The 18,925-nt window shown below is 45.1% G+C and carries 12 protein-coding genes; 10 read left to right on the plus strand and 2 right to left on the minus strand.

What is annotated here, in order from left to right; genetic code table 11:
- Positions 1 to 14: 14 nt before the first annotated feature.
- Together HC965_RS14525 and HC965_RS14530 are read left to right on the plus strand one after the other, a co-directional pair.
- Complete coding sequence (locus tag HC965_RS14525; protein WP_191032138.1) at positions 15 to 1,310, plus strand: lytic transglycosylase domain-containing protein; 1,296 nt, start codon at positions 15 to 17, stop codon at positions 1,308 to 1,310.
- A gap of 72 nt (positions 1,311 to 1,382) precedes the next feature.
- Positions 1,383 to 3,629 (plus strand): bifunctional (p)ppGpp synthetase/guanosine-3',5'-bis(diphosphate) 3'-pyrophosphohydrolase, encoded by a 2,247-nt coding sequence (locus tag HC965_RS14530; protein ID WP_191032139.1) that lies wholly within the window; start codon positions 1,383 to 1,385, stop codon positions 3,627 to 3,629.
- Between the two features lie 89 nt (positions 3,630 to 3,718).
- Here HC965_RS14530 and HC965_RS14535 read toward each other — a convergent pair whose 3' ends face one another.
- Positions 3,719 to 4,063, minus strand: a complete 345-nt coding sequence (locus tag HC965_RS14535; protein ID WP_044657075.1) for a MerR family transcriptional regulator — start codon at positions 4,061 to 4,063, stop codon at positions 3,719 to 3,721.
- Positions 4,064 to 4,086: 23 nt separating this feature from the next.
- Positions 4,087 to 5,055, minus strand: coding sequence for a M23 family metallopeptidase (locus HC965_RS14540; RefSeq protein ID WP_191032140.1), 969 nt, complete (start codon positions 5,053 to 5,055; stop codon positions 4,087 to 4,089).
- A gap of 106 nt (positions 5,056 to 5,161) precedes the next feature.
- Here HC965_RS14540 and alaS point away from each other — a divergent pair, with 106 nt between their 5' ends.
- The 8 genes from alaS to HC965_RS14580 all read left to right on the plus strand — a co-directional run bounded on the left by alaS (position 5,162) and on the right by HC965_RS14580 (position 18,637).
- Positions 5,162 to 7,780 carry an alanine--tRNA ligase gene (gene alaS, locus HC965_RS14545; protein ID WP_191032141.1) on the plus strand — a complete coding sequence of 873 codons (2,619 nt, stop codon included), beginning with the start codon at positions 5,162 to 5,164 and terminating at the stop codon, positions 7,778 to 7,780.
- A gap of 174 nt (positions 7,781 to 7,954) precedes the next feature.
- The gene (locus tag HC965_RS14550) at positions 7,955 to 10,192 is read left to right on the plus strand and encodes a GH92 family glycosyl hydrolase (RefSeq protein ID WP_191032313.1); all 2,238 of its coding nucleotides are present in this window, start codon (positions 7,955 to 7,957) and stop codon (positions 10,190 to 10,192) included.
- Positions 10,193 to 10,221: 29 nt separating this feature from the next.
- Positions 10,222 to 10,779, plus strand: coding sequence for an RNA polymerase sigma-70 factor (locus HC965_RS14555; RefSeq protein WP_191032142.1), 558 nt, complete (start codon positions 10,222 to 10,224; stop codon positions 10,777 to 10,779).
- Positions 10,780 to 10,813: 34 nt separating this feature from the next.
- Positions 10,814 to 11,821 carry a FecR family protein gene (locus HC965_RS14560; protein ID WP_191032143.1) on the plus strand — a complete coding sequence of 336 codons (1,008 nt, stop codon included), beginning with the start codon at positions 10,814 to 10,816 and terminating at the stop codon, positions 11,819 to 11,821.
- 42 nt (positions 11,822 to 11,863) lie between these two features.
- Complete coding sequence (locus HC965_RS14565; protein ID WP_191032144.1) at positions 11,864 to 14,143, plus strand: GH92 family glycosyl hydrolase; 2,280 nt, start codon at positions 11,864 to 11,866, stop codon at positions 14,141 to 14,143.
- Positions 14,140 to 16,410 carry a GH92 family glycosyl hydrolase gene (locus HC965_RS14570; protein WP_191032145.1) on the plus strand — a complete coding sequence of 757 codons (2,271 nt, stop codon included), beginning with the start codon at positions 14,140 to 14,142 and terminating at the stop codon, positions 16,408 to 16,410. Before HC965_RS14565 ends, HC965_RS14570 begins: the two co-directional genes overlap by 4 nt.
- Positions 16,411 to 16,598: 188 nt before the next feature.
- A complete protein-coding gene (locus HC965_RS14575; RefSeq protein ID WP_191032314.1) occupies positions 16,599 to 18,176 on the plus strand; it encodes an ATP-binding protein in 1,578 nt (525 codons plus the stop codon).
- A gap of 26 nt (positions 18,177 to 18,202) precedes the next feature.
- Positions 18,203 to 18,637 (plus strand): DUF6078 family protein, encoded by a 435-nt coding sequence (locus tag HC965_RS14580; protein ID WP_191032146.1) that lies wholly within the window; start codon positions 18,203 to 18,205, stop codon positions 18,635 to 18,637.
- Positions 18,638 to 18,925: the final 288 nt, after the last annotated feature.

Below are 18,925 nucleotides of genomic sequence, written 5' to 3' on the forward strand. Positions count from 1 at the left end.
CTTATTATTGAAGCATGAAGAAATTAGTAAACTATTGTTCGATTATTTTCCTTTTACTGGTAGCAACGTCTCAAGTAAAGGCGCAAAGTGTAGATGTAGTGATTCGTGAAAATGGAACTGAACGCAAAGAAAGCATCGACCTGCCTAAAAGTATGACATATCCTCTTGACAGTCTGTTGAATGACTGGAAAGCTAAGAACTATATTGATTTAGGCAAAGATTGCAGCACAGCGGATATCAATCCTCTGTTCAGTGATTCTGTGTACATCGACCGTTTGTCACGCATCCCGGCTGTCATGGAAATGCCTTACAATGATATTATTCGCAAATTCATTGATATGTATGCAGGGCGTCTGCGCAATCAGGTTTCGTTCATGTTGAGTGCCTGCAACTTCTATATGCCTATTTTTGAAGAAGCGTTGGACGCATACGGGCTTCCGTTGGAGCTGAGATACCTTCCTATTATCGAGTCTGCACTGAATCCTTCAGCCGTATCCCGTGCGGGAGCTTCCGGCTTATGGCAGTTTATGATTGGTACAGGAAAAATCTACGGGCTGGAATCCAACAGCCTGGTTGATGACCGCCGCGACCCGATTAAGGCGACTTGGGCTGCTGCCCGTTACCTCAAAGAGATGTATGCCATCTACGGAGACTGGAATCTTGTGATTGCTGCTTATAACTGCGGCCCGGGCACTATCAACAAAGCGATCCGCCGTGCCAACGGTGAAACAGATTATTGGAAAATCTACAATTATCTGCCTAAAGAAACACGTGGATACGTACCTGCCTTTATCGCAGCCAACTACGTGATGACTTACTATTGCGACCATAATATCTGCCCGATGGAAACAAACATCCCGGCAAGTACGGATACAGTGCAAATCAACAAGAACCTGCACTTCGAACAGATTGCCGACCTTTGCAATGTTCCGTTGGATCAGGTCAAGAGTTTGAATCCGCAATATAAGAAGTATATGATTCCGGGAGACAGCAAGCCTTACACACTCCGTTTGCCTATCGAAGCAATCAGCACTTTTATCGACCGACAGGATACGATTTATGCGCACCGTGCCGACGAGTTGTTCCGCAACCGTAAGACAGTGGCTGTGAAAGACATTACGCCTGCAACACGCAAAGCGACAACGGCTGTTGCCGGTAAAGGCAAACCGACCTATCATACAATAAAAAGTGGTGACACTTTGTCATCTATTGCCGGAAGATACGGTGTCAGTGTTAAGGATATACAGCGGTGGAACGGAATGTCCAATACAAAAATTTCCGCAGGAAAACGATTGAAAATATACAAATAACCGGTTTCCCGCTTGCACCGTTCGGAAATTTGCTTATTTTTGCAAAACTAAGCAAGTGAAAGGATAACAATTATGGATAATCTGCCCCCCAAAGAAATAGCTGACGAAGAGATGATCAATCAGGCGTTCCACGAACTACTGAATGATTATCTCAGCACAAAACATCGCAAGAAAGTCGAAATCATAACGAAGGCTTTCAACTTCGCCAATCAAGCGCATAAAGGTATCAAACGTCGTTCCGGCGAACCTTATATTATGCACCCGATTGCCGTCGCGAGTATCGTATGCAATGAAATCGGTCTTGGTTCCACTTCTATCTGTGCAGCTTTACTGCATGATGTAGTGGAAGACACTGACTATACGGTAGAAGACATCGAGAATATCTTTGGTCCGAAGATTGCCCAAATTGTAGACGGACTGACTAAAATATCCGGTGGTATCTTCGGCGACCGTGCTTCGGCACAGGCGGAGAACTTCAAGAAGTTACTGCTCACGATGTCCAACGACATCCGGGTAATCCTTATCAAGATAGCCGACCGTTTGCACAACATGCGCACCCTTGGTTCCATGTTGCCCAACAAACAATACAAGATTGCTGGAGAAACTCTTTATATCTATGCTCCATTGGCCAATCGCCTGGGACTCTACAAGATTAAGACTGAACTTGAGAACCTGAGTTTCAAATATGAACATCCCGAAGAATATGCGGAAATAGAAGAGAAACTGAATGCCACAGCCGCCGAACGCGACAAGGTTTTCAATGACTTCACAGCCCCTATCCGTACACAGCTCGATAAGATGGGATTGAAATACCGGATACTTGCCCGTGTAAAATCAATCTATTCCATTTGGAACAAGATGCAGACCAAGCATGTTCCTTTCGAAGAAATCTTTGACTTGCTGGCTGTCCGAATCATCTTCGAACCACGCAACGAAGAAGAAGAACTCAACGATTGTTTCGATATTTACGTTTCTATCTCCAAGATATACAAGCCTCATCCCGACCGTCTGCGCGACTGGGTCAGCCATCCAAAAGCAAATGGTTACCAGGCGTTGCACGTCACTTTGATGGGTAACAACGGACAATGGATTGAAGTCCAAATCCGTAGCGAACGGATGAACGACGTTGCCGAACAAGGCTTTGCCGCTCACTGGAAATATAAAGAAGGTGGCGGTAGCGAGGACGAAGGCGAACTGGAAAAATGGCTGAAAACAATCAAGGAAATATTGGATGACCCGCAACCGGATGCCATCGACTTCTTGGATACCATCAAGCTTAATTTATTTGCATCCGAAATATTTGTATTCACACCGAAAGGGGAATTGAAGACTATGCCGCAGAACTCTACGGCGCTCGACTTTGCTTTCTCCCTGCACACGGATATCGGCAGCCATTGTATTGGTGCCAAAGTGAATCATAAGTTAGTGCCACTAAGCCATAAGTTACAAAGTGGCGACCAAGTGGAAATATTGACTTCGAAATCGCAACGTGTGCAACCGCAATGGGAAGTATTTGCAACCACCGCCCGTGCCCGTGCCAAGATAGCGGCGATTCTCCGCAAAGAACGTAAGGCTAATCAGAAAATCGGAGAAGAGATTCTTAGCGAGTTCCTGAAGAAGGAAGAAATCCGTCCGGATGATTCCGTTACTGAAAAGTTACGCAAATTTCACAATGCAAAGAACGAAGAAGAATTGTTGGCTGCTATCGGCAGCAAAGCAATTGTTCTGGGCGAAGCGGATAAGAACGAACTGAAAGAAAAGCAAACCAGCAACTGGAAGAAATATCTTACTTTCTCCTTCGGCAACAGCAATAAAGAAAAGCCGCAGGAAGAGAAAGAGCCGCAGGAAAAAGAAAAAATCAACCCGAAGCAAGTGCTCAAGTTGACGGAAGAAAGCCTGCAAAAGAAATATATCATGGCAGAATGTTGCCACCCGATTCCCGGTGATGATGTACTGGGCTATGTGGATGAAAACGACCGGATTATTATTCACAAACGCCAATGTCCCGTCGCAGCCAAACTGAAGAGCAGTTATGGCAACCGTATATTGGCTACGGAATGGGATACGCACAAAGAGCTTTCTTTCCTCGTATATATATATATAAAAGGTATAGACAGCATGGGACTTCTGAACGAAGTGACCCAGGTCATTTCAAGGCAACTCAATGTAAATATCCGCAAGTTGACCATCGAAACCGAAGATGGTATCTTTGAAGGAAAAATACAGTTATGGGTGCATGATGTGGATGACGTGAAAACAATCTGCAATAATCTGAAAAAGATTCAGAATATCAAGCAGGTGAGTCGTGTAGAAGAATAAATATTAACGATAAAGATAAAAACGATGAACGGTGAACAAGTAGCGCATGATACTGCATACTTGTTCACCGTTCGTCGTTTTATCTTATATTATTCTCTTCCGTCCAATTCCCGTTTGATAGCTAAAAGTTCGTCTTTTATCGCTTTCAGTTTATTCACGATTTCATAATTACGAATTGTAGCTTCCTTATTATCTTTCAGACGCTGGCGGGCACCGGGCAGTGTCATTCCTTTTTCTTTCACCAAGTGATAGATAAGCCCGATTGTCTCCACATCTTCCTTGCGATACTGACGTATCCCTCTCCCAATCGTCCTGGGAGAGATTTGCGGAAACTCCTTTTCCCAAAAACGAAGCAAAGATGGATTGACTCCGAACATATCGGCCACCTCTCCAATCGAATAATATAGTTTCAGTTCTTTATCCGTATTAAGCATAGCGTCTCCTCTTTATTATAAGATTAATCGAATACCTTACCGTGGTTGGCAGCCAACTGAATCATCTTCTCGTAATCCTCCGCACTCAAATCCATGAAATAGTAATTGACCGGATTCACGACCTTTCCTTTCACATGAACTTCATAGTGGAGATGCGGTCCCGTACTCTTTCCCGTACTACCTACCTTCCCAATAATCTCACCACGCACCACTTTCTTTCCGACTTTTGTATTGAATCCCTGCAAGTGTGCATAACGAGTCATATAACCGAAGCCGTGGTCGATTTCAATCGTATTGCCATATCCGGTTTCCCATCCTACTTTGACTACCGTTCCATTTCCGGTAGCATAAACGTCTGTCCCCGGATGGGCAGAGAAGTCCATCCCCGCATGGAATTTCGTCGTACCGTAAATCGGGTCAATACGTGTACCATAACCGGATGCTGTCTGACGAAGGTCTTTATTTGAAATAGGCTGGATGGCCGGAATACATTTCAACATTTCATCGTGATTCTTACAAATATCTATCACGTCGTCGAAAGATTTGGACTGGATATACAAACGTTTTGAAAGCACGTCCAGCTTTTGAGTGGTATTCACAACCAGCTTCGAGTTCGCCAAATCCATAAGTTCCTCATAACGGTTCGTCCCCCCATAACCAGCCTGGCGGATAGCTGGAGAAACCGGGTCTGCCTGAAGAATAACCCGATATAAGTTATCATCACGTTGCTGGATATCCTGAAGCACTCCCATAGCATCGTCCAAGCGACGTGAAAGCACGTTATACTGTGCCAAAAGGCGGCTGTTCTCGATTCTTAATTCCTTCTCCGACGGAGAGCCGAAGATAAGGAGCAATATGATGAAACACCCCGCTCCCAGCCCCATACCATAGAAAAGCCGGCGCAGAATACTAAGCGCACGCTGCCGTACGGTAGGGTAAATTCGATCATATGTCTGGGTCTGTGGATTATAGATGTAGTATACTTTGCGCATCTTTTTGGAAATATTTCGCTTGTTAATACGGCAAAAGTAATAAAAACAAGCTATCTTTGCACAGTTTTTTGAGAATATTAACCTCAACGATAGATATATAGAAGATATGTTGACTGCAAAAGAAATCAGAGATTCATTCAAGAATTTCTTTGAGTCGAAAGGACACCACATCGTTCCATCGGCTCCAATGGTGATAAAAGACGACCCTACCCTGATGTTTACAAACGCGGGTATGAACCAGTTTAAAGATATTATTTTGGGTAACCACCCGGCGAAATACCAAAGAGTAGCGGACTCACAGAAATGTTTGCGCGTAAGCGGAAAGCACAATGACCTGGAAGAAGTAGGACACGACACATACCACCACACCATGTTCGAAATGCTCGGCAACTGGTCGTTTGGCGATTACTTCAAGAAAGAAGCAATCAATTGGGCATGGGAGTATCTCGTAGATGTACTGAAACTGAATCCGGAATACCTCTATGCAACCGTATTCGAAGGAAGTCCCGAAGAAGGATTGAGCCGTGACGACGAAGCTGCTTCTTATTGGGAACAGTTCCTTCCGAAAGACCATATCATCAATGGTAACAAGCACGATAACTTTTGGGAAATGGGCGATACGGGCCCTTGCGGACCTTGTTCCGAAATCCATATCGACCTTCGTCCGGCAGAAGAACGTGCGAAAATCTCCGGTCGTGACCTCGTAAACCATGACCATCCGCAGGTGATTGAAATTTGGAACCTTGTGTTCATGCAATACAACCGTAAAGCAGACGGTTCTCTCGAGCCGCTTCCTGCCAAAGTGATTGATACCGGTATGGGATTCGAACGTCTTTGCATGGCTTTGCAAGGCAAGATTTCCAATTACGATACAGACGTGTTCCAGCCGATGCTGAAAGCTATCGCAGCCATGTCGAACACGGAATACGGAAAAGACAAGCAGCAGGATATCGCCATGCGCGTTATTGCCGACCATATCCGTACGATTGCTTTCTCTATCACAGACGGTCAATTGCCGTCCAACGCTAAAGCGGGTTATGTAATCCGCCGTATCCTTCGCCGTGCCGTTCGTTACGGATATACGTTCCTTGGACAGAAACAGGCGTTCATGTACAAACTGCTTCCTGTGCTTATCGACAACATGGGAGATGCTTACCCTGAACTGATTGCACAAAAGACACTGATTGAAAAAGTAATCAAGGAAGAAGAAGAATCATTCCTTCGCACACTGGAGACAGGTATCCGCTTGTTGGACAAGACAATGGAAGATACGAAAGCAGCAGGAAAGACAGAAATCAGCGGTAAAGATGCCTTTACCTTATATGATACATTCGGTTTCCCGCTCGACCTGACAGAATTGATTCTCCGCGAAAACGAGATGACTGTCAATATCGAGGAATTCAACGAAGAAATGCAGCAGCAGAAACAGCGTGCCCGCAATGCTGCCGCTATCGAAACAGGCGACTGGATTGTTCTGAAAGAAGGAACAACCGAATTTGTTGGTTACGACTATACAGAATACGAGGCTTCCATCCTCCGCTATCGTCAAATCAAACAGAAGAATCAGACATTGTATCAGATTGTACTTGACTACACTCCGTTCTATGCGGAAAGTGGTGGTCAGGTAGGTGATACCGGTGTACTGGTAAGCGAGTTCGAGACGATTGACGTAATCGACACCAAGAAAGAAAACAACCTTCCGATACATATTACCAAAAAGTTACCCGAACATCCGGAAGCTCCGATGATGGCTTGTGTAGACACCGACAAACGTGCTGCCTGCGCAGCCAATCACTCGGCAACTCACTTGCTGGATGCTGCCCTGCGTGAAGTTTTGGGTGAACATATCGAGCAGAAAGGTTCGTTGGTTACACCGGATTCATTACGTTTCGACTTCTCTCACTTCCAAAAAGTGACTGACGAGGAGCTTCGTAAAGTAGAACATATCGTTAACGCAAGAATCCGTGCTAATATTCCTTTGAAAGAATATCGCAATATTCCTATCGAGGAAGCTAAAGAATTGGGTGCTATCGCTCTTTTCGGTGAAAAGTACGGTGACAAGGTACGCGTTATCCAGTTCGGTTCTTCTATCGAATTCTGTGGTGGTACGCACGTAGCTGCAACCGGAAATATCGGTATGGTGAAAATCATGTCGGAAAGTTCTGTCGCTGCCGGCGTTCGTCGTATCGAAGCATATACCGGAGCACGCGTAGAGGAATTGTTGGACACTATTCAGGATACACTTAGTGACTTGAAAGCTCTCTTCAACAATGCTCCCGACCTGAGTATTGCCATCCGCAAATATCTCGATGAAAATGCAGGCTTGAAGAAGCAGGTAGAAGACTTCATGAAAGAAAAAGAAGCCAGTCTGAAAGAAAGACTGTTGAAGAATATACAGGAAATTCATGGCGTCAAAGTTATCAAGTTCTGTTCTCCGCTACCGGCAGAAGTAGTGAAGAATATCGCTTTCCAACTTCGTGGCGAGATTACAGAAAACCTGTTCTTCGTGGCAGGAAGCACAGACAATGGCAAACCGATGCTGACAGTTATGCTGAGCGACAACTTAGTTGCAACCGGTCTGAAAGCAGGTAACCTGGTGAAAGAAGCCGCCAAACTGATTCAAGGTGGCGGCGGCGGCCAACCTCACTTCGCTACTGCCGGCGGCAAGAATGCTGACGGACTACCGGCAGCCGTTGAAAAAGTACTGGAACTCGCAGGAATCTAAGAGTAAATAAATAAAAGAATAGCGTGTCTTAAAGTCGAAAATACTTTAAGACACGCTTTTTTATATGCCAATCCAGGCAGTATGTCACATTTTTTTCTACCTTTGCAAACAGATTAATTATTTTTCTTATCCTTCAAATAAATAAAATAAGTAATCACTAATACCGAAAGAATGATGAGAACACCTGCTTATCTATGCCTGCTGTTAACCTGCATGCTGATTTCCTGTACCCCTACGCAAGAAAAACACGAAACAGATTACACATCGTATGTAAATCCATTTATCGGAACCGACTTCACCGGAAACACTTATCCCGGCGCCCAAGCTCCCTTCGGCATGGTGCAACTTAGTCCCGACAACGGGCTTCCCGGCTGGGACCGCATCTCCGGTTATTTCTATCCGGACAGTACGATTGCCGGATTCAGCCATACTCATCTCTCCGGTACCGGAGCAGGAGATTTGTACGACATTTCCTTTATGCCTGTCACTCTGCCTTATAAAGAAGCGGAAGCACCGCTGGGCATCCACTCCAAATTCTCCCACGAGGATGAAAGTGCTTTTGCCGGCTATTACCAGGTACGTCTGACAGATTACAATATCAACGTCGAATTGACTGCAACGGAGCGTTGCGGTATCCAACGCTACACTTTCCCGGAAGCACAAGCCGCCATCTTCTTAAACCTGAAGAAAGCCATGAACTGGGATTTCACCAATGACTCTTACATCGAAGCAATTGACTCCGTCACTATCCAGGGCTACCGTTTCTCTGACGGATGGGCACGCGACCAGCATATCTACTTCCGTACCCGCTTCTCCAAGCCTTTTGAGAAAATGGAATTGGATACTACTGCCATTATCAAAGACAATAAACGTATCGGTACAGCCGTTATCGCCCGCTTCGACTTCAACACCAAAGAAGGGGAACAAATACTTGTAAACACCGCCATCTCCGGTACAAGCATGGAAGGTGCAGGCAAGAACCTGCAAGCCGAAGTTCCCGAAAACGACTTCGACAAATACCTGGCTGAAACAAAAGCAAACTGGAACCGCCAACTCGGAAAAATCGAAATAAAAGGCGACAATGAGGATGATAAAGTCAACTTCTATACCGCTCTCTATCATTCCATGATTGCTCCTACCATTTACAGCGACGTAGACGGAGCTTACTACGGCCCCGACAAGAAAGTACATCAAGCTGACGGCTGGGTAAATTATAGTACTTTCTCCCTGTGGGATACATATCGTGCCGCCCATCCTCTCTTCACTTACACCGAACCGGAACGTGTCAACGACATGGTGAAATCCTTCATCGCCTTCTACGAACAGAACGGACGCCTGCCCGTATGGAATTTCTACGGAAGCGAAACTGACATGATGATTGGTTATCATGCCGTTCCTGTCATCGTAGACGCTTATCTGAAAGGCATCGGCGACTTTGACGCAGAAAAGGCATTAAACGCTTGTGTAGCCACTGCCAACCTGGATAATTATCGCGGCATCGGACTTTACAAGGAACTGGGCTATATCCCTTACAACGTGACAGACCACTACAACGCTGAGAACTGGTCATTATCCAAAACACTGGAATATGCCTTTGACGATTACTGCATTGCCGAAATGGCAAAGAAGATGGGCAAGCAAGACATCGCAGACGCGTTCTACAAACGTGCCCAAAACTATAAGAATGTCTATAACCCCGAAACTTCTTTCATGCAGCCACGGGATGACAAGGGAAACTTTATCAAAGATTTCAAGGCGGACGACTATACACCGCATATTTGTGAAAGCAACGGATGGCAGTATTTCTGGTCGGTGCAGCATGATGTTGACGGACTGATAGACCTTGTAGGCGGTAAAGACAGATTTGCCGAGAAGCTGGACAGCATGTTCACTTATCATCCGGCAGCAGACGCAGAACTTCCGCTTTTCAGTACGGGAATGATTGGCCAATACGCACATGGCAATGAACCGAGCCATCATGTTATCTATCTGTACAACTCGATAGGATTCAATGACCGGACTCAATATTACGTGGCAAAAGTAATGAACGAGCTTTATAAGAACGAGCCTGCTGGTCTTTGCGGAAACGAAGACTGCGGACAAATGTCGGCATGGTACGTATTCAGTGCAATGGGTTTCTATCCGGTTAATCCGGTCAGCGGAAAGTACGAAATAGGTACTCCCCTATTCCCCGAAATGCAGTTGCATCTGGCTAATGGCAAGACTTTCACCATACTCGCGCCTAATGTAAATAAGAAGAATATCTATATACAATCAATCAAAGTAAACGGTCAGCCATACGACAAAACGTATATCACCCATGAACAAATCATGAGTGGAGCTACCGTAGAATTTGAAATGGGCAATACCCCAAAAACAATCGGAGTCCTATTTGAGGAGAAGAAACCTTGAGTGAACCTGAACTAATATCGACTGAGAGAATGAATGAAAACTTCGATGTAACCTACAAAGCATTATTTCGCAAGTACTATCCCAGCTTGATTTTCTATGCTACCCGTCTGGTAGGAGAAGAAGAAGCGGAAGACGTGGTACAGGATGTTTTTGTGGAGCTATGGAGACGGAAGGACAATATAGAGATAGGCGACCAAATTCAAGCCTTCCTCTATCGTGCCGTCTACACCCGTGCCCTCAACGTTCTGAAACATCGCAATGTGGAAGACGGCTACTGTGCTGCCATGGAGGAAATCAACCAAAGGCGTGCAGAGTTCTACCAACCGGACAACAACGAAGTTATCCGGCGGATTGAAGACAGGGAACTCCGCAAAGAAATCTACGACGCGATTAATGAATTGCCGGATAAATGCAAAGAAGTATTCAAGCTAAGCTATCTGCACGAAATGAAAAACAAGGAGATAGCTGATGTCCTCGGTGTCTCGCTCCGTACGGTAGAAGCTCATATGTATAAGGCTCTGAAGTACTTGCGTAGTCGTCTCGACCCGCTTTGGATAATTCTTTTCTTATTTTTATGGAGGGATTGATAAGTGTTTTTGCGTTCTGAATTGTATTATTAATATGAAGGAAAAGAAAATGAGTAATCTGAGTGAAGATATAATCAACAAATATCTGACAGGACAATGTTCCGAAGAAGAACTTATCGAAGTAAATACTTGGATGAAGGAATCGGAAGAGAATGCCCGCCAGTTATTTCGTATGGAAGAAATTTATCATTTGGGTAAATTCGACCAATATGCCGACGGTCAACGGATGATTCGTGCGGAAAAACGGCTTTATAAGAAGCTGGACGAAGAGAAAGGAAAACAAAATAAGGTACTGCGTATGCATCGCTGGATGAGATATGCGGCTGCCATTGCCGTGATATTGGTGATTGGTGGCGGAGCCGGATACTGGTTCTACCACAATGGAAACGACCAGCAATTGATGGTTGCAGTTGCCAACGAAGGTATTGTGAAGGAAGTCGTTCTGCCGGACGGCACTAAAGTCTGGCTGAATAACTCGGCGACTTTAAAATATCCGCGTGAGTTTTCCGAGAAAGAACGCAATGTACACTTGGAAGGAGAAGCTTACTTTGAAGTAACGAAGAACCGGCACAAGCCGTTTACCGTGCAAAGTGACGCCATGCGCATACGCGTACTGGGAACGACATTCAATTTCAAGTGCGACAAACGTTGTCGGATAGCCGAAGCGACATTGATTGAAGGCGAAATCGAAGTGAAAGGCAACAAGGAAGAAGGACAAATCATCCTTGCTCCCGGACAACGTGCGGAGTTGAACAAGAACAACGGACGATTGACTGTGAAGCAAGTGGATGCCAAGATGGATGCCGTATGGCATAACAACCTGATTCCTTTCCAAAAAGCAGATATATTCACCATCACCAAAGCTCTGGAACGTTTCTATGACGTGAAGATTATCTTGTCTCCCGACATCCGGTCGGACAAGACTTACTCCGGCGTACTGAAACGGAAGTCGGACATCGAATCTGTGTTGAAATCATTGCAAAACTCTATACCTATTGATTATAAAATTGTCGGAAGTAACATCTTTATTTCTCCCAAATAAGAAATAAAAGACAATCCGGTGAAACTAAAAGCTATTAATACCATGAAATTGAAAACATTCCTAATAGTAGGATGTTTAGGAGGATTATTCACACTTAGCTCCTGCACAGCCCCCACTAATGTAAAAGACTATAGTGCTTACGTCAACCCCTTCATCGGAACCGGTGGACATGGACACACTTTTCCCGGAGCAGTAGTGCCTCACGGCATGATTCAGCCTAGTCCCGATACACGGATTGACGGTTGGGATGCCTGTTCAGGTTATTATTATGCAGACTCCACAATCAACGGTTTCTCCCATACACACGTCAGCGGCACAGGTTGTTGCGACTACGGGGATGTGCTGTTCATGCCCACTGTCGGTAAACAACAATATCTGACGACCGATCCGCAAAGTCAGACACTGGCCTATGCTTCTTCTTTCTCTCACGAAAATGAGACGGCAGAACCGGGGTATTATTCAGTTTTCCTGGATACTTATCAGGTAAAAGCTGAAATATCGGCTACGAAACGTGGGGCTATCCACCGTTATACTTTCCCCGAAAGTACCGAATCCGGTTTTGTCATTGATTTGGATTACAGTCTGCAACGACAGACTAATTCGGAGATGGAAATCGAAGTTATCAGTGACACGGAAATCTGCGGACATAAGAAAACTACGTATTGGGCTTTCGATCAATATATTAATTTCTACGCCAAATTCTCTAAACCGTTCTCTTATACATTGATTACGGATTCCATTACTATGGATGACGGCAAACGGCTTCCCGTTTGTAAAGCGCTATTGCATTTCAATACGAAGAAGGACGAACAAGTACTGGTCAAAGTAGGTGTTTCTGCCGTCGACATAGCGGGTGCACGCAAGAATGTCGAATCAGAAATCTCCGGATGGGATTTCGATAAAGTACGCAAAGACGCACGCCTGGCATGGAATCAATATCTGTCGAAAATTGATATTACGACTTCCGACAAGGAAGATAAAACCATCTTCTACTCCGCTCTCTATCACACGGGAATCAGCCCGAATCTGTTCAGCGATGCGGACGGACGTTATTTGGGAATGGATCTCGAAGTGCATCAGGGAGATACTGTCAATCCTATATATACGGTATTCTCATTGTGGGACACCTTCCGTGCATTACATCCGTTAATGACGATTATCGACCCCGATCTGAATAATCAATTTATCAATTCACTGATAAAGAAACACCAGGAAGGCGGAATATACCCGATGTGGGATTTGGCTTCCAACTATACCGGTACTATGATTGGTTATCATGCTGTCCCCGTCATAGTGGACGCTTATATGAAAGGATACCGCAACTTCGACGCTAAAGAAGCCTACAAAGGCTGTCTGCGCGCAGCCGAATATGATACTACCGGCATTAAATGCCCGGACTTGGTATTGCCTCATCTCATGCCGAAAGCAAAATACTACAAGAATGCCATCGGCTATATCCCTTGCGACCGTGAAAATGAATCGGTAGCCAAAGCCTTGGAGTATGCATATGACGACTGGTGTATCTCTATTTTCGCAGAGGCAATGAATGATTTTGAATCTAAGGCAAAGTACGAACGTTTTGCCAAAGCATATGAATTCTACTTCGACAAATCAACCCGTTTTATGCGTGGGCTTGACTCGAAAGGTGAATGGCGTACGCCGTTCAATCCACGTGCATCGACTCATCGCAGTGATGATTACTGCGAAGGAACGGCCTGGCAATGGACTTGGTTTGTACCTCACGATGTAGAAGGACTGGTCAATCTGATGGGTGGCGAAGACGCATTCGTTCAGAAACTCGATTCTTTATTTGAGGCTGATTCATCGCTCGAAGGTGAAACGACCTCATCGGATATCAGCGGGCTTATCGGTCAATATGCACATGGCAACGAGCCAAGCCATCATGTGATTCATCTGTACAACTACGTGAATCGTCCGTGGAGAACCCAAGAATTGGTAGACAGTGTTTACCGCAGTCAGTATGCCAACAGTGTGGACGGACTATCCGGCAACGAGGATTGTGGCCAGATGTCTGCATGGTACATACTCAACTCTATGGGATTCTATCAGGTATGTCCCGGAAAACCGGTATATTCTATCGGACGTCCCGCTTTCGACAAAGCTGTTATCAACCTCCCCGAAGGGAAGACATTCAGTATTGTAGTAAAGAATAACTCTAAAAAGAATAAATATATTGAAAGTATATCACTGAACGGCAAGTCTTTGGATACTCCATTCTTTAATCATCAAGACTTGGCGAACGGTGGAACAATGGAAATCAGAATGACCGACAAACCTAATTACAAAACACATAAACCATGAAAAGAATAGTATTAATAGCTTGTGTGCTTGGTTGCACACTCTTTGCCAAAGCCAAAGACTGGACACAATATGTCAACCCGCTAATGGGTTCGCAGTCTACCTTCGAGTTATCAACAGGTAATACTTATCCGGCTATCGCCCGCCCTTGGGGAATGAACTTCTGGACTCCCCAAACAGGAAAAATGGGAGACGGATGGCAATATACTTATACAGCCAATAAGATTCGTGGTTTCAAGCAAACGCATCAACCCAGTCCGTGGATTAATGATTACGGACAGTTCTCTATCATGCCGATAGTTGGCAAACCGGTATTTGATGAAGAAAAGCGTGCCAGTTGGTTTGCGCATAAAGGGGAGGTTGCCACTCCTTATTACTATAAAGTATATCTTGCCGAGCACGATGTAGTCACAGAAATGGCACCGACGGAACGTGCCGTTCTCTTCCGCTTCACTTTCCCCGAAAACGAACATTCTTATGTCGTGGTGGATGCTTTCGACAAAGGTTCGTATGTCAAAGTGATTCCCGAAGAAAATAAGATTATCGGTTATACCACCCGCAATAGCGGCGGAGTTCCCGAAAACTTCAAGAACTACTTCATCATTGAATTTGACAAACCCTTCACTTACAAAGCTACGGTAGCCAACGGCAACCTGCAAGAGAACGTTGCCGAACAGACTACCGACCATGCCGGAGCCATTATCGGTTTCCAGACACGCAAAGGCGAACAGGTACATGCCCGAATCGCTTCTTCTTTCATCAGCTTTGAACAAGCGGCTGTCAATATGAAAGAACTGGGTAAAGACAATATCGAGCAACTGGCTAAGAAGGGGAAAGAAGCCTGGAATCAGGTATTAGGAAAGATAGAAGTAGAAGGTGGCAATCTCGACCAATACCGTACATTCTATTCCTGTCTGTATCGTTCGTTGCTTTTCCCGCGCAAGTTCTACGAACTGGACGCTGCCGGGCAACCGGTTCATTACAGCCCGTACAACGGTCAGGTTCTGCCGGGATATATGTACACCGATACAGGTTTCTGGGATACTTTCCGTTGCCTGTTCCCGTTATTGAACCTGATGTACCCGTCGGTCAACAAGGAAATGCAGGAAGGACTTATCAATACATATAAAGAAAGCGGATTCTTCCCTGAATGGGCAAGTCCGGGACACAGAGGTTGCATGGTCGGCAATAACTCCGCTTCTATCCTGGTAGACGCTTATATGAAAGGCGTGAAAGTGGACGATGTAAAGACTTTGTATGAAGGATTGATTCACGGCACGGAGAATGTACACCCCGAAGTCTCTTCAACAGGACGCTTGGGACATGAATATTACAACAAACTGGGCTATGTCCCCTATGATGTAAAAATCAACGAGAACGCCGCCCGTACACTGGAATATGCATACAACGACTGGTGCATCTACAAACTCGCCAAAGAACTGAAACGCCCGAAAAAGGAAATCAACCTCTTTGCCAAACGTGCCATGAACTACAAGAATCTTTTCGACAAAGAATCCAAACTGATGCGCGGCCGCAACGAAGACGGTACTTTCCAGTCACCATTCTCTCCGTTGAAATGGGGGGACGCTTTCACGGAAGGAAACAGTTGGCACTACACCTGGTCTGTATTCCACGACCCGCAAGGGCTTATCGACCTGATGGGTGGGAAAGACATGTTCATCACAATGATGGACTCCGTATTTGCCGTACCGCCAGTTTTTGACGACAGCTACTACGGACAGGTGATTCACGAAATCCGTGAAATGACCGTTATGAACATGGGTAACTATGCACATGGCAACCAGCCTATCCAACACATGATTTACTTGTATGACTATGCCGGTCAGCCTTGGAAAGCCCAATACTGGCTGCGTCAGGTTATGGACAGAATGTACACTCCGGGGCCGGACGGTTATTGCGGCGACGAAGACAACGGACAGACTTCCGCCTGGTATGTATTTTCGGCACTGGGATTCTACCCTGTTTGCCCGGGAACGGATGAGTATATCGTAGGCGCCCCATTATTCAAGAAAGCAACTCTTCATTTTGAGAACAGCAACAGTTTAGTGATTGATGCTCCGAACAACAGCAAAAAGAACTTCTATGTCAACTCGTTGAATGTCAACGGAACTGATTACACCAAGAATTATCTTCGCCACGAAGACTTATTCAAAGGTGGCACTATCAAGGTAGATATGGGTAACCGACCGAATAAGGACAGAGGAACGAAAGAAGAGGATATGCCTTATTCTTTTTCCAAAGAGCAATAATCCTTTCTCAATAAATACATAGTTAAAACATTGCCGGAATCCATCTCATTTCTCGCTGAGGTGGTTTCCGGCAATTTCAGTCTACCTCCTGTTTATTGCGGACATCATCTACATAAAAATTCCTCAATTATCTTCTGTGACAGAATATTCTTCGTATCTTTGTTTTAGTTTCTATTATAAAAGCAGAGATTATGAGCAAACTTTATCCTATCGGTATCCAAAACTTTGAAAGCCTCCGAAAAGATGGCTACTACTATGTAGACAAAACGGAGATAATCTACAATCTAGCAAAAACCGGACGTTATTACTTCCTCAGCCGTCCCCGTCGTTTTGGCAAAAGCTTGTTAATTTCCACCCTCGAAGCTTACTTTCAAGGAAAAAAGGAACTCTTTACCGGACTGGCAATGGAGAAACTGGAAAAAGACTGGATTACCTATCCCATCCTGCATTTAGATTTAAACACCGAAAACTACAGTATCCCCCAAAACCTGGAACTGAAGTTAGAACGTGCCCTATCCGCTTGGGAACAGCTCTATGGAAGCGACCCCGCCGAAAAATCATTAGCGTCACGATTTGAAGGAATCATTCAACGGGCATACGAAAAGACGGGCCAACGTGTAGTTATCCTCGTTGACGAATATGACAAGCCCATGCTTCAGGCTATCGGCGACGAGGCGTTGCAAACGGCTTACCGCAATACGCTGAAAGGTTTCTACGGAGCACTGAAAAGCAAAGACGGCTGCATCCGTTTCGGGATATTGACGGGAGTGACCAAATTCAGCAAGGTCAGCGTATTCAGCGACCTGAACAATCTGGACGACATATCAATGTGGAACGAATATATCGAAATCTGCGGCATCAGTGATCGGGAACTGGAGATAAACTTCAAGGATGACCTGCACGAACTGGCGGATGCAAACGGAATGACCTACGAAGCTACCCGCGAGAAAGTAAAACAATATTATGACGGTTATCACTTCACGCACAACTCCATCGGCATGTACAACCCTTTCAGCCTGCTCCATACATTCAAGCGGAAAGAGTTCGGCAGCTACTGGTTTGCTACGGGTACGCCCACGTATCTCGTCACCCTGCTGCAAAATCACAACTACGACCTTACCCATATCACTCACGAAGAAACATCGGTCGATGTATTGGACGGAATAGACAGTGCGGATACCGATCCCATCCCAGTAATTTATCAAAGCGGTTATCTGACCATAAAGGGTTACGATGCCCGTTTCGGGACTTACCGTCTTGGTTTTCCGAACCGTGAAGTAGAGGAAGGGTTCGTCAGGTTCCTTCTCCCATTCTACGCGAATGTAAGGACAAGCAGGTCTGCATTCGAAATAGGAAAGTTCGTGAAAGAAATAGAGCAGGGAGACTACGACAGTTTCTTCCGCCGTTTGCAAAGTTTCTTTGCCGATACCCCTTATGAAACGATTACCGGTCACACCGACAATAAAGAACGTGAACTGGAGCTGCACTATCAGAATGTACTCTTCATCGTCTTCAAACTGATGGGATTCTACACAAAAGTGGAATATCACACAAACGAAGGGCGTATCGACCTCGTATTGCAAACAGACCAATATATCTACATTATGGAATTCAAGCTGAACGGCACTGCGGAAGAGGCTCTGCAACAAATTAAAGAAAAACATTATGCCCTCCCATTCGAAACTGATTCTCGAAAGTTACTTCGGATAGGAGTAAACTTCTCCAGCAAAACAAGAAATATTGAGAAGTGGCTGGCGGAAGAATAACATATTTAATTAAACAACCTATAATCATGGAAGAAAAAATAGACTTCGAAAAAGTCCCTTACCAGTATCCGATGTGTCTCAACCGACAATGCCTCAAAGCAAGCACCTGCCTGAGACAAATCACCGAACAAAGCGTACCGGAAAATATCAAACATTGGATTATCGTCAGTCCCAAACATTTGGCAAGCATAGAAGGGGATTGCCCTTATTATCGTTCCAACAAAAAAATACAATATGCCAAAGGATTCATCGGAATGCTGGAGAATCTTCCCTACAAACAGATGCAAACCGTCATCCTACATCTGATGAGTTATTTCGGCCGTAGAACCTATTACCGCTCACGCAAAGGCGAACGCCTTCTCTCCCTTTCCGAACAACAACACGTATTGAATATCCTCAAGAACTGCGGCGTCTCCACCCCGCAACAGTTTGATGCATACGTCGAAGACTACGACTGGTAACCGTATCTCCTGATTGACATAACCGTCACATCCTGGCGACACAACTGTTACATCCGAAGGAAACGATTGTCACATCCTATCGACACAAGTGTCACATAGGGATGAAACGACTGTGCCAACGGCTTGGCACAGTAATGACACCACGGTGGCACATTTGTGCCAAGCCGTTGGCACAAATGTTAGTCAAGGCAATAGTGTGCCACAAACTTATGCTTTATGCCTTTATCACGGCTAGCCAACAAACCATTTAATAGGAAATAAGGTTTATATTCAGAATTTATATATAAG

This window comes from Bacteroides sp. GM023, assembly GCF_014750685.1.
GTDB lineage: Bacteria > Bacteroidota > Bacteroidia > Bacteroidales > Bacteroidaceae > Bacteroides.

Coding starts and splice junctions, on each gene's coding strand:
- HC965_RS14525 (WP_191032138.1), top strand. CDS start 15: ATGAAGAAATTAGTAAACTATTGTTCGATTATTTTCCTTTTACTGGTA.
- HC965_RS14530 (WP_191032139.1), top strand. CDS start 1,383: ATGGATAATCTGCCCCCCAAAGAAATAGCTGACGAAGAGATGATCAAT.
- HC965_RS14535 (WP_044657075.1), bottom strand. CDS start 4,063: ATGCTTAATACGGATAAAGAACTGAAACTATATTATTCGATTGGAGAG.
- HC965_RS14540 (WP_191032140.1), bottom strand. CDS start 5,055: ATGCGCAAAGTATACTACATCTATAATCCACAGACCCAGACATATGAT.
- alaS (WP_191032141.1), top strand. CDS start 5,162: ATGTTGACTGCAAAAGAAATCAGAGATTCATTCAAGAATTTCTTTGAG.
- HC965_RS14550 (WP_191032313.1), top strand. CDS start 7,955: ATGAGAACACCTGCTTATCTATGCCTGCTGTTAACCTGCATGCTGATT.
- HC965_RS14555 (WP_191032142.1), top strand. CDS start 10,222: ATGAATGAAAACTTCGATGTAACCTACAAAGCATTATTTCGCAAGTAC.
- HC965_RS14560 (WP_191032143.1), top strand. CDS start 10,814: ATGAAGGAAAAGAAAATGAGTAATCTGAGTGAAGATATAATCAACAAA.
- HC965_RS14565 (WP_191032144.1), top strand. CDS start 11,864: ATGAAATTGAAAACATTCCTAATAGTAGGATGTTTAGGAGGATTATTC.
- HC965_RS14570 (WP_191032145.1), top strand. CDS start 14,140: ATGAAAAGAATAGTATTAATAGCTTGTGTGCTTGGTTGCACACTCTTT.
- HC965_RS14580 (WP_191032146.1), top strand. CDS start 18,203: ATGGAAGAAAAAATAGACTTCGAAAAAGTCCCTTACCAGTATCCGATG.